This is a genomic window from Paenibacillus sp. FSL F4-0087 (assembly GCF_038020215.1).
In the GTDB taxonomy this organism is placed as follows: Bacteria; Bacillota; Bacilli; order Paenibacillales; family Paenibacillaceae; genus Paenibacillus; species Paenibacillus taichungensis.
The window spans coordinates 4,147,396-4,164,721 of record NZ_JBBODJ010000001.1 but is presented as its reverse complement, the minus strand read 5'-3'; the positions used below and the strand labels follow the sequence as shown (position 1 = coordinate 4,164,721).

The window sequence follows — 17,326 nt, the reverse complement described above, 5'->3', positions numbered from 1 at the left end:
AGGAATGAATGATACTAAAGTTACTCATCCCTTGTATTCAAACAGGCAACTCCCGGGCGACTTCGATCAGTTGGTTCCTACGGAATTTCCCAGCGCTACAATTCCGCTCTCTGAAAGGTCATACTGTCTACTACTCCCGATCCACGTTGTTCTTCAAAAAACCTAAACACATCATACCCTGCCCGTGCCCGATAGTCAACCTGACAACAGCGGAAAAAGCGCGCTGCAATGCAGGTTGAGGGCAGACAAAGCAAAAACCCGCCATCCTCAAGGGATCACGGGTCGAAATGGTCATTAAACCTGCCTACAGGTTAAGGGATATATAGAATCTGTCCTTCTTCCACAACCTGTTCGGAAAGACGATTATACAACTGGAGCTCTCGGGTACTTAACTGATATCGGTCTGCAATGGTATCGAGCGTCTCTTCACGCTGTACAATGCATAACTTTACTTTACGGAACGGGGTCTGGTCGACAATGGTGCCGAGAAACAGGTTCTTCCACTCGACATCTTCAGGCTGATATGCTTCTTCCTGCAGGACTCCAGCAAGTGCCTCTTGCTCTCGTTCTGCCTCCGCCTCCCGTGTTACTCTGCCAGAGGATAACAAGGAGGAGATGCCTACGCCCTCTTCCTGTTTGAGTGCAGATTCTCTCTTGCTGCCAAAAGCAACCTTAAGCTCCGGCTTGTCTTCCGTCTCAGCCACAGGTTCAGGGATAAACGATTCTTTTTCAGCGGGCTCATTCGTCTCTACCGCTTCAAGAGGAGGTCTGTCTTCCTCCGAAATTTCCGATTCAGACGCTGCAAAGACATCCTGCCAGTTCTCTGACTGCGAACTTGCCGGAACATCTGCAACTGCGTGCTCCTCCTGCTTTGGTTCAGATCGAGCAGATTCAAAATGCCATACGTCCGGTGCTGCCAGTTCATCCGAATGCTGCAGTTCCAGTTTGGAATCGGCCTGCTCCGAATTCCTTAAGTTCGTATGTAAGGTCTCGACGGAAGGCTCGGACCAAACAGACTGCTCTTCAGCCAGAGGAAGCAAAGGCTCCGATTCAGGGTAAGAAGCCAACCTGTCGGCTGTCTCCGCCAAAAAAGACGAAACTGGAGAAGGCGTATCGGACAACACATTCGCTTGCGCTTCATCCTCCTTGTCCCTCAAGGACGAGGACTCTTCGTTTTCAGCTACTATTTTGCTTTGCTCCGCGTTCCCATCCCCTTGCTGCCAGGACTGAAACGGTTCGGAAGAAGCTTGAAATAGATGTTCCTGCTGCAGCTCCTCTTCGCTCCGTTGAAGCAGATACTCCTGAGCAAAAGCATTGGGATAGCTGCCTGTCTGCTCTGTTTCAGCGGAACGGTCGCCCTGCTGAGGGTCGGGCGAATGTACAACGGTAAACTCATCTGCTGACCAGACCTGCGGTTCCTCCACGGGAAAGCCCTCAATACCGCGAAGTGACAATACCCCTGTAATGTTTAGACTTCGGTTGGATAACAAATCGACATCAAAATTTTCGATCTCAATGGAAATATCCTCAAGCGATCTTACCCGGTTCAGGGGTACCGTGATCTCCACCGGAATAAAATGTTTGAGTTCCTCCGAGATCTCGTTCTCTCCCCGATACGCACCTGTTAGCAAAAGATGGCCTCGCAATGTTGCATGATCATCCTGACCTATCACCTGAATGCGGGGATATAACTCAATTTCCTCCAGTTCCTCAATTGCAGGGACTCCCTCTGACAAATGAACGCGCTCATAAATATCGAACCGCAAACCATAAGGTTGATTCAACAAAGGTGGCGTCCTCCTTTCGGCATATGTTCACCATGATCCTTCTCATGGGACTGATCCATGGTCCAAATCCTTCGTTACCCCATCTATATGCCTTGAATGAGATGAGCATGCCACCTTTTATGCAAACCTTCCCAGTTTATTGGTCCTTGCCTTTACGTTGTGCCAGTTGTTCGAAATCCTGTGGCCAAGGGTCTGCCACTTCAATTCGTGCCCCTGTCAGTGGATGACTAAAAATCAGTGTCTCACCGTGGAGCGCCTGCCGACCAATAGAATCCCTTCTGCCTCCGTATAACTCATCTCCAACGAGGGGATGTCCCACATAACTTAAATGCACCCGAATCTGGTGTGTGCGCCCTGTATCCAGTGTCAGCCTGATAAGGGTCGCCCTATCCCATACCTCCACGATCTCTACGTGAGTTACAGCGTCCTGCCCACCTTCAGAGACACGTCTGCGCTGCTTGTGATGCCTGTCCTTCCCAATCGGAGCATCAATCCTATTCAGCTCCGTGGATATCTTACCGCCTGCAATGGCGACATAATGCCGTCCAATGTCTTTACGCCGCATGGCTTCATCCAGTTTGGTGAGAGCAAAAGCATTTTTGGCATATAAAACAGGCCCAGTTGTGTCCTCATCCAGACGGTGAACATGGCGTACATTCGCCTGAACCCCATTCATTTCGTAATAGGAGGCCACCGCGTGATCCAGCGTAATTGCTTGATCCGTCCGGCTTCCATCGGGATGAAGCTTCATTCCGGCCGGTTTGTGCACAACCAGACAGAAGTCATCTTCATACAGGACATCGATATCCGCCCAACGCGGTTCAACATCGATCGGCTGAGACGCAAAAAGGGCCAGCCGAAGCCGGTCCCCTGCGAGTTGTATGCCCTGGTTGGTCTTTAGCTGACGCAACATTTTTTCTGGTAACTGAAGCTCAGACAAGAGCCATTGTTCTGCAGCCGTTTGCCTGTCTGAACTGCCTGTCACCGCTTTGCCTGGCATCAGCTCAAGCCATTCCCCACGGCGTTTCCAACTTTTAATGGTCATAGTGATTGAAGAGCCTTACGGTTCGCCTCAATCGTATCGTCAATATCCTGCTCCGTATGCACGCCAGAGACAAACATACCTTCGTATTGGGAAGGAGCAACACTTACACCCTGATCAATCATGGCCGCAAAGTAACGACGGAATTGATCCAGATTGCTTTCTTTGGCAATATCATAATTTGTAACTGGAACTGCACTGAAAAATGGACATACCATCGAACCAACACGGTTAATTGTTATGGCTACGCCGGTCTCCGCTGCATTCTTTTCAAACCCAGCCTGCAAGCGTGCAGACAATGTCTCCAGACGATCATAGACCTCCGGTGTCAACAATTTGAGTGTGGTATAACCTGCTGCCATAGCCAGCGGATTACCGCTCAGTGTACCTGCTTGATAGATTGGTCCGGTCGGAGCAATCTGTTCCATCAGATCACGTCTGCCGCCATAAGCGCCCACCGGAAGCCCGCCACCGATCACTTTACCCAGACAAGTCAGGTCAGGTGTAACGCCATATCGTCCCTGTGCACAGTTCAACCCTACACGGAAACCAGTCATGACTTCGTCAAAAATGAGCAAACTGCCGTATTGCGACGTCAAATTGCGCAGGCCTTCAAGGAAACCCGAAACGGGTGGTACAACTCCCATATTACCTGCAACAGGTTCCACAATGACGGCGGCCAGTTCTTCACCATAACGTTCAAAAGCAAGCTTCACCGACTCCAGGTCATTGTATGGGACCGTAATCGTATTTATAGCCACACCTTCAGGAACACCCGGGCTGTCAGGCAGACCCAGTGTTGCTACACCAGATCCTGCTTTGATCAATAAGCTGTCGGCATGCCCGTGGTATGATCCTTCAAACTTCAAAATTTTACTGCGTCCGGTTACACCACGTGCCAGCCGAATCGCACTCATGGTTGCTTCCGTACCGGAATTCACCATTCGTACAATATCGATCGAAGGCACACGCTCACAGACGAGTTTAGCCATCTCTGTCTCCAGCAGTGTTGGCGCACCAAAACTTGTTCCTTTAAGGGCTGTCTCACGCAAAGCTTCTACAACGTCAGGATGCGCATGTCCCATAATAAGCGGACCCCAGGATCCCACATAATCAATAAAAACATTGCCATCAATATCATAAATTTTGGAGCCTTCTCCGCGCTCTGCATAGATTGGGGTAAGCCCGACCGATTTGAACGCCCGAACGGGACTGTTCACACCCCCAGGTATGTACTGCTTGGCTTCTTCAAATGCGCTGCGTGAGCGCTCATCATTGCGACGAGTTCCTTGTTGTGCAGTCATGAACATCCTCCTTAGTGATGAGGCCCCTCCATACCTATTAGAGGAGCCTATTATATAATTTTGATAAACCATAATCCGCTTTGTTCGTCCTTGCTGTTATGGGAGCAAGCTATTATTTCTCGGCCAACCAGCGTGAAGCATCTTTTCCGTAGTACGTAATAATCATATCTGCACCCGCACGTTTCATACTCAGCAGAATTTCCATGGCCACTTTTTTCTCATCAATCCAGCCTTGAATCGCCGCTGCCTTCACCATGGCATATTCTCCACTTACGTTGTAAGCAACCAGTGGAAGATCGAATTGGTCCTTGATCGTACGCATGACATCCAGATAGGACAGTGAAGGTTTCACCATCAACATGTCCGCTCCTTCAAGCACATCGGTTTCGGCTTCACGCAATGCTTCACGAGCGTTCGCCGGGTCCATCTGATACGACTTGCGATCTCCGAATTGTGGCGTGGAATCCGCAGCTTCGCGGAATGGACCATAGAATGCCGACGCATATTTTACGGAGTAGGACATAATCGGAATATGACTAAAACCATTCTCATCCAGTCCGGCACGGATCGCTTGGACAAATCCATCCATCATGTTGGATGGTGCAATGATGTCCGCTCCAGCTTTGGCCTGGGATACCGCTGTTTTCACGAGCAGCTCCAGTGATTCGTCATTGAGAACATCTCCGCAAATGTGACCGTCCAATTCCACGGTGTGCACCATACCACAATGACCGTGATCCGTGAATTCGCACAGACAGGTATCAGCCACAACGAGCAGCTCAGGATACCAGGACTTAATCAGCTTCGTTGCTTCCTGTACAATGCCATCTTCTGCAAATCCAGACGAACCAACACTGTCTTTGGTTTCGGGAATACCGAATAAGAGCACAGCTGGAATACCCAGATCGGCAATCTCCTTCACTTCTTCCTGCAGACGATCCAGCGAGAAGCGGAATACGCCTGGCATCGATTTGATTTCAGATTTTACATTTTCACCATAAGTAACATAGATAGGTTGGATAAAGTCATCCACAGTTAAATGGGTCTCTCTCACCATATTGCGGATACCTGTGGATTGACGTAAACGGCGATGCCGCACAATTGGAAAACTCATACGTGTGAAACCTCCCTGAATAGTGATGTGGAGCAAAAAGCGAAGCGCGCCGGTATCGTAACGAATTCAGCACGCTTCATCTATCGATTGCGGTTCAATTTATATGTTTAACGGGGAAATGCAGCTTCTGTGGCAGGCTTTCGTTTCCACTCAGACAACACAGAAATCAGACTCTCAATGGTTGCTTCTTCAGCCATCATTGTGACCTTCAAGCCTGCTGCTTCTGCCGTCTTCGCTGTAACAGGCCCGATACATGCAACCTCTACATTTTCCAATAAAGGCAAGGGGTCCTGCAATCCCATCCGTTTCAGAATGCTCATAAAATTGGTGACGGTAGATGAACTTGTGAAGGTCATCGCATGAATGCCGCCCTCTTCAAGCAGCTTCAGCAGTTCATCGTCATCCTCGCCAGCCAGAATGGTGTCATAGATAATCGCCTCGGTAACCAGAAGTCCTCGTTCCCTTAACTGTTCAGGCAACCAGGAGCGTGCGAGATCTCCATGCGGTAAAAGAACCCTTTGCCCTTCCTTCAGTTCACTTTCAAAAGCTTCAAGCATACCTTCGGCCTGAAATGGTCCTTGGATGACTTCCGCAACGATACCATATCTACGCAAAGCATCCCCAGTTGAAGGCCCCACCGCCGCAACTCTCGCTTGATGAATGGAGCGAATATCTTTCCCCTGTTGCTGCAAATGACGGAAGAAGAATTCCACCCCGTTTACACTCGTGAAAAATACCCAGTCAAACGTATTTAACGCACCAAAGGCCTGTTTGACACTTTCCTGTGCCGACTCCCCTGATGGCATCACGGTCTCAATTACCGGAAACTCGTAAGGTTCACCGCCAAGTTCCTCGATCCGGTTCACCAATTCACTAGCCTGACTGCGTGCCCGCGTTACCAAAATGCGTTTGCCAAACAGCGGCAGTGCTTCCGCCCATTTCAACTGTTCGCGCTGGTTCACCACCTCACCAACTACAATGACAGCGGGTGGTTGAAAATTCGCAGCGATGACTTTTGCTTCGATATCTTCAAGCGTACCTGTGATCGTATCTTGCTCTGCTCTTGTGCCCCAGCGAATCAATGCCACTGGTGTTTGCGCCGGGCGTCCGTGACGAATCAACTGTTCGCTGATATATCCAATTTTGGATACGCCCATCATAAATACCAGTGTACCTGTTGCATTCGTCACTTTATCCCAATGAATACTGCGGTCAAGCTTGTCCGGACTCTCATGCCCCGTAATGATGGAAATAGAGGAAGCATAGTCGCGGTGGGTCACAGGTATTCCAGCGTAAGCAGGTACACTTATTGCTGAGGTTACACCAGGTACGATTTCAAAAGGAACGTCGTTTTTGCGCAGCAGATCAGCCTCTTCACCCACGCGTCCGAATATCGTCGGGTCTCCCCCTTTAAGCCGGACCACAACTTTGCCTTCCAGTGCGAGATCAACCAGCAGCTGGTTGATTTCTTCCTGCTTCATCGTATGTCGATCCGGCCGTTTACCCACATATATCTTAACCGCGCCGGGCTTCATTTGTTTGAGTAATCTTGGACTAGCCAACCGATCGTAAACAACAGCATCCGCTCGACCGATCGATTCCCAGCCTTTTACCGTAATCAGCTTGGCGTCACCTGGACCTGCACCAACCAAAAAGACCTTCCCCACCATGTCTTCATCCCCTAACTTCTGCCAGTATCTGCTCTGCTCCCCGTTCAATCAATCTCCAAGCCACTTCTTCTCCAAGACGAACCGGATCTTTGCCCGTCATCGCTTCTTTAAGAATCAGTCCACCGTCTGGCGTACCGACCATACCTGTTAATTGTAACGTGTTTTGTCCATTCGGGGAATCTGCATCTTGCTGTGGCACCCATACGGCATGAGCTCCAATCGGAACCTGACAGCCCCCATTCAACACACTAAGGAAGCGACGTTCAGCCAACACAGGAAATGCGGTTTCCGGATCGTTATACAACTGCAACAGATGGAGCAGTTCGGCATCATCTTCACGGCATTCAATGCCGAGCGCACCCTGACCAACTGCGGGAAGACAAGCTTCCTCTGACAGATACTCCGTAATCCGATCCTGCCAGCCCATTCGATACAAACCAGCGGCAGCCAAAATAATAGCGTCCAAACCTTCTGTCTCCAGCTTGCGCAGACGGGAATCAATATTGCCACGAAGCGATTCGAGTTTCAAATCCGGACGGTATGCTTTCAGTTGACTGGATCGACGCAGACTGCTCGTCCCCACTCTTGCACCTTCTGGCAATTGATCCAATGTGAGTCCACCATTCGAAATCAGTGCATCACGAGGATCCGCACGACGCGGAACAGCCCCGTTCGTCAACCCTTCGGGCAGCTCAGAAGGCATATCCTTCATGCTATGAACAGCCATATCAATCGTGCGATCCATCATCGCCTGTTCAATCTCTTTGACAAATAGTCCTTTGCCTCCGACTTTGGACAGGGTTACGTCGAGAATCAAATCTCCTTTTGTAACAATTTTATGTACTTCAAAATCAAAAGCTAATCCTTCCCGTTCACAAATATCACGTAAATCTTGAATTACATGGCCTGTCTGGGTCAAAGCAAGTGCGCTTTGTCTGCTTCCCACTTTAATTGTCCGCATGTCTACACGTCCTCCTGATTATGGGATATCCAGTCCCCAATTTGTTCTTCGGTCCACCACTCAAACTGACCTGTACGGATCTTTTCCAGCACATCCATTTCGGTTAAACGACGAAGTAATTTAGCTCTGACACCTGAAGAATATACACGCGCCTTTACTTCCATCCTCATCTGATACAAAAATTCAATATATGTCTCGTACTCATCTCCGAATTGCTGCTCCAAGGTGTCACGAATTTCTGCTGCGGCCACGGGTCCTGCCCCAGCGGTTGATATCGCAATGCTCAGTCTTCCACGCCTGACCACACTTGGTGTAATAAAGGTGCTACGCTCAGAAGATATGGCGTCATTAACCAGTATACCCGCATCTTCAGCTTCTTGGACAACAGCTGTGTTCACTTCACTATGGTCCGTTGCTGCATATACGAGAAAGGCCCCCCGCAAATCTCCATTGCGGTAGGACCGGGCCAGCCATTGAATTCGGGAATCATGATGCAATTGTTGTAACGTTGGCGTAACTTCCGGACTAATCACCTTGATTTGCGCTTCCGCATGAAGCAAACCTTTTATTTTCCGTTCAGCAACACGTCCGCCTCCAACCACGCAGCAAGATTTCCCTGATATATCCACAAATATTGGCGTGTACCGTTCCATCCCCTTCACTCTCCCGTCCAACGATGAAACGCTGAATACGCATTGGATAAAAAACTGATAATGACAAAGCCGTATCCGATCAGCGTCCATCTCGCCATAATAACTGTGGAAAACTGTTTTCTTCTCTTAAAGACGAAATATCCCACATAGATCGCTATGGCCAGTCCCGTTGCAATAACCTTGAGATCCAAGAGCAGGCTCCAGCGCGTTTCAGCTACAATGGACAATACCGCGAGCATGATAGAAACACCAAGAAGTGGTGTGCCTATCAGTGTAGCCCCATCCATATATTTGCCGATCACTTCGAGGCTCGGCAGACGGCGTACGGTATCATTCCATTTCTTATTCTTCAGCTTACGGTGCAAGAACAGATATAACATTGCAAATACAGCACCCACCGTCAGAGCCGCAAAACCAAGATTGGCCAACGTAATATGCATAATAAGCAATCCATGCACAGTCTGCCAGTTATGCAGAGATATCTCACCTGCTGTAAACCACAATCGGTTCAACACCGTAACGGAGAAACCTACCACGTTCAGCAATAAAATGACAAATTCGGAACGCTGAATACGAGTCATTACGAGAGACATCAACACAATACTAAATGAAAAGATAAACAAAAAATCAAACGTGGTGTAGATTGGAAAATGCCCTTCAGTTAACATGCGTAAAATGACATGGAACACCTGAAGTGCCCACACTACAACAAGAAACCCTGTGCCTGTCCGCTTCGCCCCCGCATTGCGTCGAATGCAGTCCGAGAAATAGAACAGTAGGCTCAGGGCATACATATAGATTAAAGCTTCATAGATTTGTTCAGCTAGGGTCAAGCTGCCCACCCGCCTTATACGCCTGCCGGAGCATAAGCCGGCACGGGGTCTTGCCGGGAATCGTTAAGATGAACGGCATCCGGTTTGCGCAGAGCCGTGGCATCACTCTGACTTACTTTCTCAGCGGCCACCTCTACTGCATCCTCCAGAGCAAAGATCTGAGTAAACATGCGCAGCGCTTCATCACCGTGCTTGGTACCCGCCATTTCCTTAATCCGGTTAATCGGATCTGTCGTCATTTGATTGACGATGCTTTTCGTCAGACGGCGGATAACTTTACGTTGATGTTCATCCAGTTCAGGCAATTTATTAAACAGACTATCCATCGTCTCTTCATGAATGGAAGCACCTTTTTCCTGCAATGCCCGAATGACAGGACGAACGCCCAAGGTTTTGAGCCATTGATAATAATCTTCCATCTCAAGTTCAATCATTTTCTCGATCTTAGCAGCTTCTACCTTACGCATCTCCAGATTGCTCTCCACGATTCCTTCCAAATCATCAATATCATAAAGGAATACATTGGATAACTCGCCGATTGCCGGATCAATATCCCGTGGAACAGCAATATCAATGAGGAACAGTGGACGCGATTGACGACGCTTCATGCTCTCCCGAACAACAGTGGCATCCAGTACATATCTTTCGGCCCCCGTCGAACTGATGACAATATCAACCTCGTTCAGTCGTTCTAGTGCCTGTTCCATCGTACAAGGGGTCCCCCGAAACTTCGCTGCCAATTCCTCAGCACGCGCAAGTGTCCGATTCGCCACAATGACTTCGGAGGCTCCGTTGGTATACAGGTGTTTTACTGTAAGTTCACTCATTTTGCCGGCACCCAGAATCAGCACCTTCTTATCCGTGAACATACCAAAGATACGCTTGCCTAGTTCTACAGCAGCATAACTTACAGATACCGCACTCTCTCCAATCGAAGTCTCCGAATGTGCCCGTTTGCCCAATGTAACAGCCTGTTTGAACAGCATGTTAAACCAGGTCCCCGTAGCTTTCTCTTCCTGTGCTTTGAAAAAAGCCTGTTTCACCTGTCCAAGAATCTGAGTCTCGCCAATAACCATTGAGTCCAGCCCACAAATGACACGGAACAAATGGCGCATGGCTTGATCATCTTCATATATATATAAGTGTTGCGTAAATTCTTCCCGCGGAACATTAAACCATTGTTCCATGAACGTCCGAATAAAATAACCACACATGTGAAGACGGTCTACCACAACATACAACTCGGTACGGTTACATGTGGCTACGATTACACCTTCCAATACACTCTTGGTCAGCTTGAGCTGCTGCAGCGCTTCAGACAAGTCCTTTTCTGCAAATGTGAATCGTTCCCTAACCTCTACAGGCGCCGTGCGATAATTCAAACCAACGACAACGATGTGCATTGCAAGTTCACCTGCCTAATAAATTTCCAATCAAAGTGTTTTCTACATATGTTCATCCATTTATGATTGACATGGTTAATTATATCACACATCCATAGTATGACTGGGCCATTTTTATGAAATGTTTATGAAATCCCCATGTAAATCATCTTATGCATTGTCATTTATTGTAGTGTCTCACCAATCTTCACCGTTATGCGTTAAATACTTGTTTTAATGATAAAGATTCAGGAAAATCCCATATAAAACAAATAGCCATGGATGGCTCCATGACTATTCAGGTTTGGGATGATCTTCGTTCCATCCCGATATGTGAACATTATTCATGCTGTCGAATTAAATCATGTATAACATTTCATTTGGTTTCATTTCTGGTAACTCCATTTGCAATTCGAGATTAAAAATAACATCTATCCAAAGGGAATGCAACCCCTTTTAGGAAGATCAAAAAATAAAAGATTCGTGTCCATCAAGCTCCCAAAATCAAGAAATCCCCTTTCGCTTCTGCCTGGAATATGCCAGATCAGAGCATTAGGGGATGGTTAGTTAGATACTTGTATAATTCACTCTTTTGAGTCAGTAGGCTTCAAGCTCAAACAGCCGTTTCTGGTGGCGCGCAAGCTTTTCATCAATCTGCTGAACTTGATCAGAAGTAGATGCATCCAATCTTGAATCGAGTAACGAATCAACCTCGGCGTATAACCTGTTTATCTCGCGTTCAATATCTCGAGCCTGGAACACACGTTGCAATTCAAGCAACGTATTTTTGTATTCGTAGATGACACGGGTATTCTCGCCGGTCTGCTCCACAATTTTACGGACAACGCCCTGAGTATAAACATACGTCATGGTGAACTCCTCATAAATGCGATGAACAACGCCATCACCCTTAAAGGTCATAAAGAGCTTCCGAACTACGTTCGTCAGATAATGGTTTACCAGGCGGCAAGATAACTCACAGATGTAAAACCCTTCCCTACGGTCAAAAGGGAAATGAACTTCTTCTCCACTCACATCCACGAGCACAATTTCCTGGCAGCCATTCTCCATCACCTTCACTCGTTGATGAATCCGGCCATCTTCTGTCATGCGTAAAAACTGATGCATCTGGGGTTCTGACAATTTCAAAGTGGCTTTAACATACTCTGTGGCTAATCGCTGAGCCATAAAATCTCCTCAATTCTTTCCCGATTGTTTTGTCTTCCTGCACTTGTGGCAGTGATCTCAAAATTCTTCAGGTCGGCAAGGCCGCTACTTTGGTACTGTTGGCACAAATGCACCTATACTCATTATACACTACCGTATAGCTATTTCGCCCCAAAATAAAACAATGAATGTTCACGAAAATCCATAAAATATGGATTAATCCTTGATCGAATCAAAGATCCACCCCAGTTGCTCGCTTTCCTGCATCAAAATGGCGTAATCCCCGGTTATCCGTTAATTTCGTTGTCTTCGTGATTTTTCTCAGCCTGTGACTCTTCTTCCACTGTTTCTTGACCGATTCCGGCAAAGCGAGTGATGATCTCCCATAACTCTTCTTTACCTAAACCTTCTTCCGATGAAAACGGTACAAACAGATCGCCAGGACGAAGATCCAAAGCTTCTTTGATGACTTTAATATGTTTGGCTCTACGCGTTTTTGGAATCTTGTCCATCTTCGTCGCAACCACTACCAGAGGCAAGCCATGATGGCGGAGCCACTCATTCATCATCTTGTCATCCTTGGACGGCTCATGTCTCATATCCACCATCTGCATGACCAGTTTCAATTCCTCGCGTCCCAACAAGTACTTCTCCATCATTTTGCCCCAGGCAAAGCGTTGCTCTTTGGAAACTTTAGCGTAGCCATATCCCGGGAAATCGACGAAGTAGAGATCCTGATTGATCTTATAATAGTTCAGTTGCTGTGTCTTACCAGGGGTAGAACTTGTCCGCGCCAAGTTTTTGCGATTAATCAAACGGTTGATCAAAGATGATTTCCCTACATTGGACCGCCCCGCCAAGGCAATCTCGGGCAGGCCGTCCTCGGGGTATTGTTCAGGCCGAACGGCACTGATAATAAATTCGGATTGATTTACTTTCATAATGTATCTGTCCTCTCTTTAACTCCTGTGCTCTTACTTAGAGCTGCTGTTGGTATTATGCCATGGATTGTTCTATCATACCAAAAAAACCGTTCCAGCGGACGCCAAAGCTTCCGCAGAACGGTTTACTCTTCATACGATCCCTCGTTTAACGGACTACAGGTGAATTCCTGCCTGTTCCACAAGCGCATGTTGCAGCACCTGATCCATATGAGCTACAGGAACAAATTCCACATCTTCTTTGATGCTGTCTGGAATATCCCGCAGGTCCCGTTCGTTATCCTTGGGCAATAATATTTTTTTGTAACCGGCACGGTGAGCCGCCAGTGATTTTTCCTTAAGTCCGCCGATCGGCAACACACGACCACGAAGCGTTATTTCGCCAGTCATGGCAATGTCCTTGGAGACATGTTTGTTTGTTAGAGCAGAGATCAACGCAGTTGCCATCGTAATTCCGGCAGATGGTCCATCCTTCGGAATGGCTCCTTCCGGAACGTGGATATGGATATCGTTCTTCTCGTGGAAGTCGGACGGAATGCCAAGCTGTGCAGCTTTTGATCGGGTGTAGCTGAATGCCGCCTGAGCCGATTCCTTCATGACATCGCCCAGTTTACCTGTCAACGTCAATTTCCCCGTACCAGGTACAACGGTAACCTCGATCACGAGGGTATCTCCACCCACTTCAGTCCACGCTAGTCCCGTCACCGTACCAATCTGATCTTCCAGTTCGGCCATACCATAGCGGAATTTACCCGGACCAAGGTAATCCTTCACTTCATCTGGTGTAATGTTAATCTGACCTTCTACACCAGACACGATGTTTTTGGCCGCTTTCCGACACAACGAAGCCATCTGCTGTTCCAGATTGCGTACGCCGGACTCTCGTGTATATTCACGAATGACACGCAGCAAGCTGTCATCCCCGATATTCAGCTGATCTTCTTCCAGGCCATGGTCCTGTTTCTGTTTCGGCAGCAAATAGTTTTTGGCGATTTGCAGCTTCTCCAGTTCGGTATATCCCGGAATATTGAGCATCTCCATCCGGTCCAGAAGCGGACGCGGAATGTTATGCACTGTGTTGGCAGTTGTAATAAACATAACGTTAGATAAGTCAAACGGCAACTCTACAAAGTGATCACTGAACGTGTTGTTCTGTTCGGGATCAAGAACTTCGAGCAATGCTGCGGAAGGGTCTCCGCGGAAGTCCGAAGCCATTTTATCGATCTCATCCAGCAGGAACACCGGATTGAGTGAACCCGCCGTCTTCATGCCCTGAATGATACGTCCTGGCATTGCACCCACATAGGTGCGACGATGACCGCGAATTTCTGCTTCATCTCGCACGCCCCCCAGCGATATTCTGACGAATTCGCGTCCAAGAGATCTGGCGATAGAGCGGGCAAGTGACGTTTTCCCGACCCCTGGAGGTCCAACCAGACAGAGGATCGGTCCTTTTAGCTTTTTCACCAGCTTCTGAACAGCCAGATATTCAAGTACACGTTCTTTCGGTTTTTCCAAACCGTAGTGATCTGCATTTAGCACATCTTCAGCCTTTTGAATATCCAGATCGTCGGCTGTCATCTGCGTCCAAGGCAGTCCGAGCAGCCAATCCACATAGTTGCGGATAACGCCGCCTTCGGCAGAACTTGATGGCATTTTCTCCAGACGATCAATTTCTTTCTCAACCTTTTCCTTCACCTTGTCCGGCAAGTCAAGAGCCTCCATTTGATTTCGGAGTTCCTCAACTTCCCCGGCACGGCCTTCTTTCTCACCCAGCTCTTTTTGAATCGCCTTCATCTGCTCACGCAGATAATATTCTTTCTGGGTTTTCTCCATCTGTTTCTTCACGCGCTGACTGATCTTACGTTCAAGCTCCAGCACTTCCCGCTCATTGTTCAGGATGTCCAGCAGCTTCTCCAGCCGTTCACGAACGTCGATGGTCTCCAAAATCTCCTGTTTGTCCTTGATCTTCAAAGACAGGTGACTGGTGATAACATCGGCCAAGCGCCCTGGTTCTTCAATATCGGACACAGCCGCAAGTGTCTCAGGTGTAACTTTTTTGGACAGATTAATATAATTTTCGAACTGGTTCAGAACTGTACGCATCAGCGCATCCGTTTCCGGATGACTGTTCTCCTCTTCAGGAAGCTCTTGAGCCAGAACCTCATAGTATTCCTCGTTGTCCGTATATTCAATGATTTCAGCCCGTTCCAAGCCTTCCACAAGTACACGAATCGTCCCGTTTGGAAGTTTCAGCATCTGTCTGACCTTGGCAACGGTTCCGATTCTGAAAATGTCCTCTTGTGTTGGTTCTTCAATATTTACCTCGGCTTGGGAACATAGGAGAATCAAATGTTCTTCTACCATCGCTTTTTCTAAAGCCTTGACCGATTTCTCCCGGCCCACATCGAGATGCAGTACCATACTCGGGTAGACGAGAAGTCCTCTTAAAGGCAGTAAAGGAAAACGACGACCTTTCGCTTTGCTCGGTCCCATCGCTTTCGCACCTCCAATGGCTCTCAGGTTGTAGTCATTCATTATTCTATCAAATGTTCACATAAAAAACCAATGAAGGGAAGCGCTTAGCAGCTTCCCGAATCTGTAACCTGTCCTGGACGGGGCAAGTCAGCACGTAAATAGGATGCGGATGCCGGTGGGAAAATCTCCGGTGCCGGTGTCGCTGTCTCCTCCGCAAGGTTGATTTGTTTGGCTTGCTCCTCATTGGGCACCCAGTCAAATACTTCTCGGAATACGTCTTCAACAGTATCGACCGGGATAACACGTAAGCCATCCAGATTTTCAAAGATAGACTGCCAGTTCTCTGCCGGAATAATGACCGTCTTCGCACCCGCCTGGAATGCAGCCTCCACTTTGGCGAGTACACCGCCGATCGGTTTTACCCGGCCATGAATACTGATCTCGCCAGTCATCGCTGTCTCATGGTCAATCGGACGCCCCTGGATGGCTGATGTAATGGCTGTCGCCATAGCAATCCCGGCAGAAGGGCCATCAATTGGCGTTCCACCTGGAAAGTTGACGTGTAAATCATAATCGTTAGGACGAATACCCATGGCCTTTAATACGGTTAACACATTTTCAACCGAGCCTTTAGCCATGCTTTTTCGCCGGAGTGTGCGCGAACCGCCTCCAATCTCTTCTTCATCCACAACTCCCGTGATGTTAATTCGTCCCTGATCTCGAAGAGCCGGAACAGCGGATACTTCGATCTCCAGAATGGTGCCCATATTCGGTCCATATACGGCCAAGCCATTCACAAAACCGATCTGCGGCCGCAAAGGCACCTTGCGATCTGGTCGGGGCTGAATCTGGCTGCTGCCAGCGACCCATTCCACATCCGAAGCCTGCAGCGTTTCACGTTTTTCAGTCAAAGCCAGCCCCGCAGCGAGCTGAATGATATTCACCGCTTCACGACCATTGGTTGCATAGCGCTTAACCACATCCACTGCTTCTGGACACGGACTGAATCCGATTTTCTGAACGGCATCTTCCGCGATTTGCCCAATCTCTTCGGGCAGCAATGGACGGAAATAGACCTCCATGCACCGCGAGCGCAAGGCTGGAGGCAGTTCATGGGGCGAACGGGTCGTCGCTCCGACCAGACGAAAATCGGCTGGCAGACCATTTTGGAAAATATCGTGGATATAAGCAGGAGTATGCGTGTCTTCTGAGTTATAGTACGCACTTTCCAAAAAGACCTTGCGGTCCTCCAACACTTTCAGCAGTTTATTCATCTGGATGGAATGCAATTCACCAATCTCATCAATAAAAAGCATCCCTCCATGCGCTTTGGTAACGGCACCGGGTTTCGGCTGAGGAATACCAGCTACGCCCATCGCTCCTGCTCCCTGATAGATCGGATCATGCACTGAACCAATCAATGGGTCAGCAATACCACGTTCATCAAAACGCGCCGTCGTGGCGTCGAGTTCCGTGAATTTGGCATCGGCCTTGAAGGGAGATGACGGATTCTTTTTGGCTTCTTCCAAAACCACCCTTGCCGCAGCTGTTTTACCTACCCCTGGAGGTCCATATATAATGACATGCTGAGGATTAGCACTGCATAGTGCGGCTTTAAGGGCGCGAAGTCCGTCTTTTTGCCCTACAATGTCATTAATGGTTGCCGGACGTGTCTTCTCTGACAGGGGCTTGGTGAGTGAAATGGAGCGTAACTTCCGCAGCTTCTCCAGTTCCTTGCGGGATTCACGCTCAACCGCACCGCGATTCGTTTTCTGCCCACGAAGCAAATTCCAGAAATACAAACCGATCACCACACCAAAAAATAACTGAATCATCATTATGACCATACCAAATTCCATGTCTCAACATCCTCCTGTTCTATCCCTATTCTCATATGAGATCATGCTAATACTTGGTAGTATAGCCTTTTCACCGAGACGTAAACGGGTGATCGGGAAATTGTATGTTTGAGAACAAAAAACAGCCCGTCAATG

13 protein-coding genes and 1 other annotated feature (1 of these 14 cut by a window edge) are annotated in these 17,326 nt (G+C 48.2%); all 13 genes read right to left on the bottom strand.

The features are described 5' to 3' along the window. Positions 1-153 (bottom strand) — a binding site (T-box leader); it reaches 127 nt to the left of the window's first position. A gap of 158 nt (positions 154-311) precedes the next feature. After that, on the bottom strand, positions 312-1,787 hold the full coding sequence (locus MHB84_RS19175) for a LysM peptidoglycan-binding domain-containing protein (protein ID WP_076290783.1): 1,476 nt from the start codon (positions 1,785-1,787) through the stop codon (positions 312-314). Between the two features lie 136 nt (positions 1,788-1,923). Then, the gene (locus MHB84_RS19170) at positions 1,924-2,832 is read right to left on the bottom strand and encodes an RluA family pseudouridine synthase (RefSeq protein WP_076290784.1); all 909 of its coding nucleotides are present in this window, start codon (positions 2,830-2,832) and stop codon (positions 1,924-1,926) included. After that, positions 2,829-4,133: a glutamate-1-semialdehyde 2,1-aminomutase gene (gene hemL, locus MHB84_RS19165; RefSeq protein ID WP_076290785.1), complete on the bottom strand. Its 1,305-nt coding sequence runs from the start codon at positions 4,131-4,133 to the stop codon at positions 2,829-2,831. Before hemL ends, MHB84_RS19170 begins: the two co-directional genes overlap by 4 nt. A 112-nt stretch (positions 4,134-4,245) precedes the next feature. Then, complete coding sequence (gene hemB / locus MHB84_RS19160) at positions 4,246-5,247, bottom strand: porphobilinogen synthase (RefSeq protein WP_076290786.1); 1,002 nt, start codon at positions 5,245-5,247, stop codon at positions 4,246-4,248. A 107-nt stretch (positions 5,248-5,354) separates the two neighbouring features. Beyond that, positions 5,355-6,917, bottom strand: coding sequence for a uroporphyrinogen-III C-methyltransferase (gene cobA, locus MHB84_RS19155; RefSeq protein ID WP_076290787.1), 1,563 nt, complete (start codon positions 6,915-6,917; stop codon positions 5,355-5,357). Between the two features lie 4 nt (positions 6,918-6,921). Next, positions 6,922-7,878 (bottom strand): hydroxymethylbilane synthase, encoded by a 957-nt coding sequence (gene hemC, locus MHB84_RS19150; protein ID WP_076290788.1) that lies wholly within the window; start codon positions 7,876-7,878, stop codon positions 6,922-6,924. 2 nt (positions 7,879-7,880) lie between these two features. Next, positions 7,881-8,531: a precorrin-2 dehydrogenase/sirohydrochlorin ferrochelatase family protein gene (locus tag MHB84_RS19145; protein WP_076290789.1), complete on the bottom strand. Its 651-nt coding sequence runs from the start codon at positions 8,529-8,531 to the stop codon at positions 7,881-7,883. Between the two features lie 5 nt (positions 8,532-8,536). After that, on the bottom strand, positions 8,537-9,364 hold the full coding sequence (ccsA, locus tag MHB84_RS19140; protein ID WP_371121670.1) for a cytochrome c biogenesis protein CcsA: 828 nt from the start codon (positions 9,362-9,364) through the stop codon (positions 8,537-8,539). 14 nt (positions 9,365-9,378) lie between these two features. Beyond that, a complete protein-coding gene (gene hemA, locus MHB84_RS19135; protein ID WP_076290790.1) occupies positions 9,379-10,767 on the bottom strand; it encodes a glutamyl-tRNA reductase in 1,389 nt (462 codons plus the stop codon). A 576-nt stretch (positions 10,768-11,343) separates the two neighbouring features. Next, positions 11,344-11,934 carry a non-ribosomal peptide synthetase module gene (locus MHB84_RS19130; protein WP_076290791.1) on the bottom strand — a complete coding sequence of 197 codons (591 nt, stop codon included), beginning with the start codon at positions 11,932-11,934 and terminating at the stop codon, positions 11,344-11,346. Positions 11,935-12,200: 266 nt separating this feature from the next. Further along, positions 12,201-12,854: a ribosome biogenesis GTP-binding protein YihA/YsxC gene (gene yihA, locus MHB84_RS19125; RefSeq protein ID WP_076290792.1), complete on the bottom strand. Its 654-nt coding sequence runs from the start codon at positions 12,852-12,854 to the stop codon at positions 12,201-12,203. A 156-nt stretch (positions 12,855-13,010) separates the two neighbouring features. Beyond that, the gene (gene lon / locus MHB84_RS19120) at positions 13,011-15,350 is read right to left on the bottom strand and encodes an endopeptidase La (protein ID WP_076290793.1); all 2,340 of its coding nucleotides are present in this window, start codon (positions 15,348-15,350) and stop codon (positions 13,011-13,013) included. Between the two features lie 86 nt (positions 15,351-15,436). Continuing rightward, on the bottom strand, positions 15,437-17,191 hold the full coding sequence (gene lonB / locus MHB84_RS19115) for an ATP-dependent protease LonB (protein WP_076290794.1): 1,755 nt from the start codon (positions 17,189-17,191) through the stop codon (positions 15,437-15,439). Positions 17,192-17,326: the final 135 nt, after the last annotated feature.

What these genes read in the sequence shown, in the direction of transcription:
- MHB84_RS19170 (WP_076290784.1), bottom strand. Translation starts at nt 2,832, where the DNA reads ATGACCATTAAAAGTTGGAAACGCCGTGGGGAATGGCTTGAGCTGATG.
- hemL (WP_076290785.1), bottom strand. Translation starts at nt 4,133, where the DNA reads ATGACTGCACAACAAGGAACTCGTCGCAATGATGAGCGCTCACGCAGC.
- hemB (WP_076290786.1), bottom strand. Translation starts at nt 5,247, where the DNA reads ATGAGTTTTCCAATTGTGCGGCATCGCCGTTTACGTCAATCCACAGGT.
- cobA (WP_076290787.1), bottom strand. Translation starts at nt 6,917, where the DNA reads ATGGTGGGGAAGGTCTTTTTGGTTGGTGCAGGTCCAGGTGACGCCAAG.
- hemC (WP_076290788.1), bottom strand. Translation starts at nt 7,878, where the DNA reads ATGCGGACAATTAAAGTGGGAAGCAGACAAAGCGCACTTGCTTTGACC.
- MHB84_RS19145 (WP_076290789.1), bottom strand. Translation starts at nt 8,531, where the DNA reads ATGGAACGGTACACGCCAATATTTGTGGATATATCAGGGAAATCTTGC.
- hemA (WP_076290790.1), bottom strand. Translation starts at nt 10,767, where the DNA reads ATGCACATCGTTGTCGTTGGTTTGAATTATCGCACGGCGCCTGTAGAG.
- MHB84_RS19130 (WP_076290791.1), bottom strand. Translation starts at nt 11,934, where the DNA reads ATGGCTCAGCGATTAGCCACAGAGTATGTTAAAGCCACTTTGAAATTG.
- yihA (WP_076290792.1), bottom strand. Translation starts at nt 12,854, where the DNA reads ATGAAAGTAAATCAATCCGAATTTATTATCAGTGCCGTTCGGCCTGAA.
- lon (WP_076290793.1), bottom strand. Translation starts at nt 15,350, where the DNA reads ATGGGACCGAGCAAAGCGAAAGGTCGTCGTTTTCCTTTACTGCCTTTA.
- lonB (WP_076290794.1), bottom strand. Translation starts at nt 17,191, where the DNA reads ATGGAATTTGGTATGGTCATAATGATGATTCAGTTATTTTTTGGTGTG.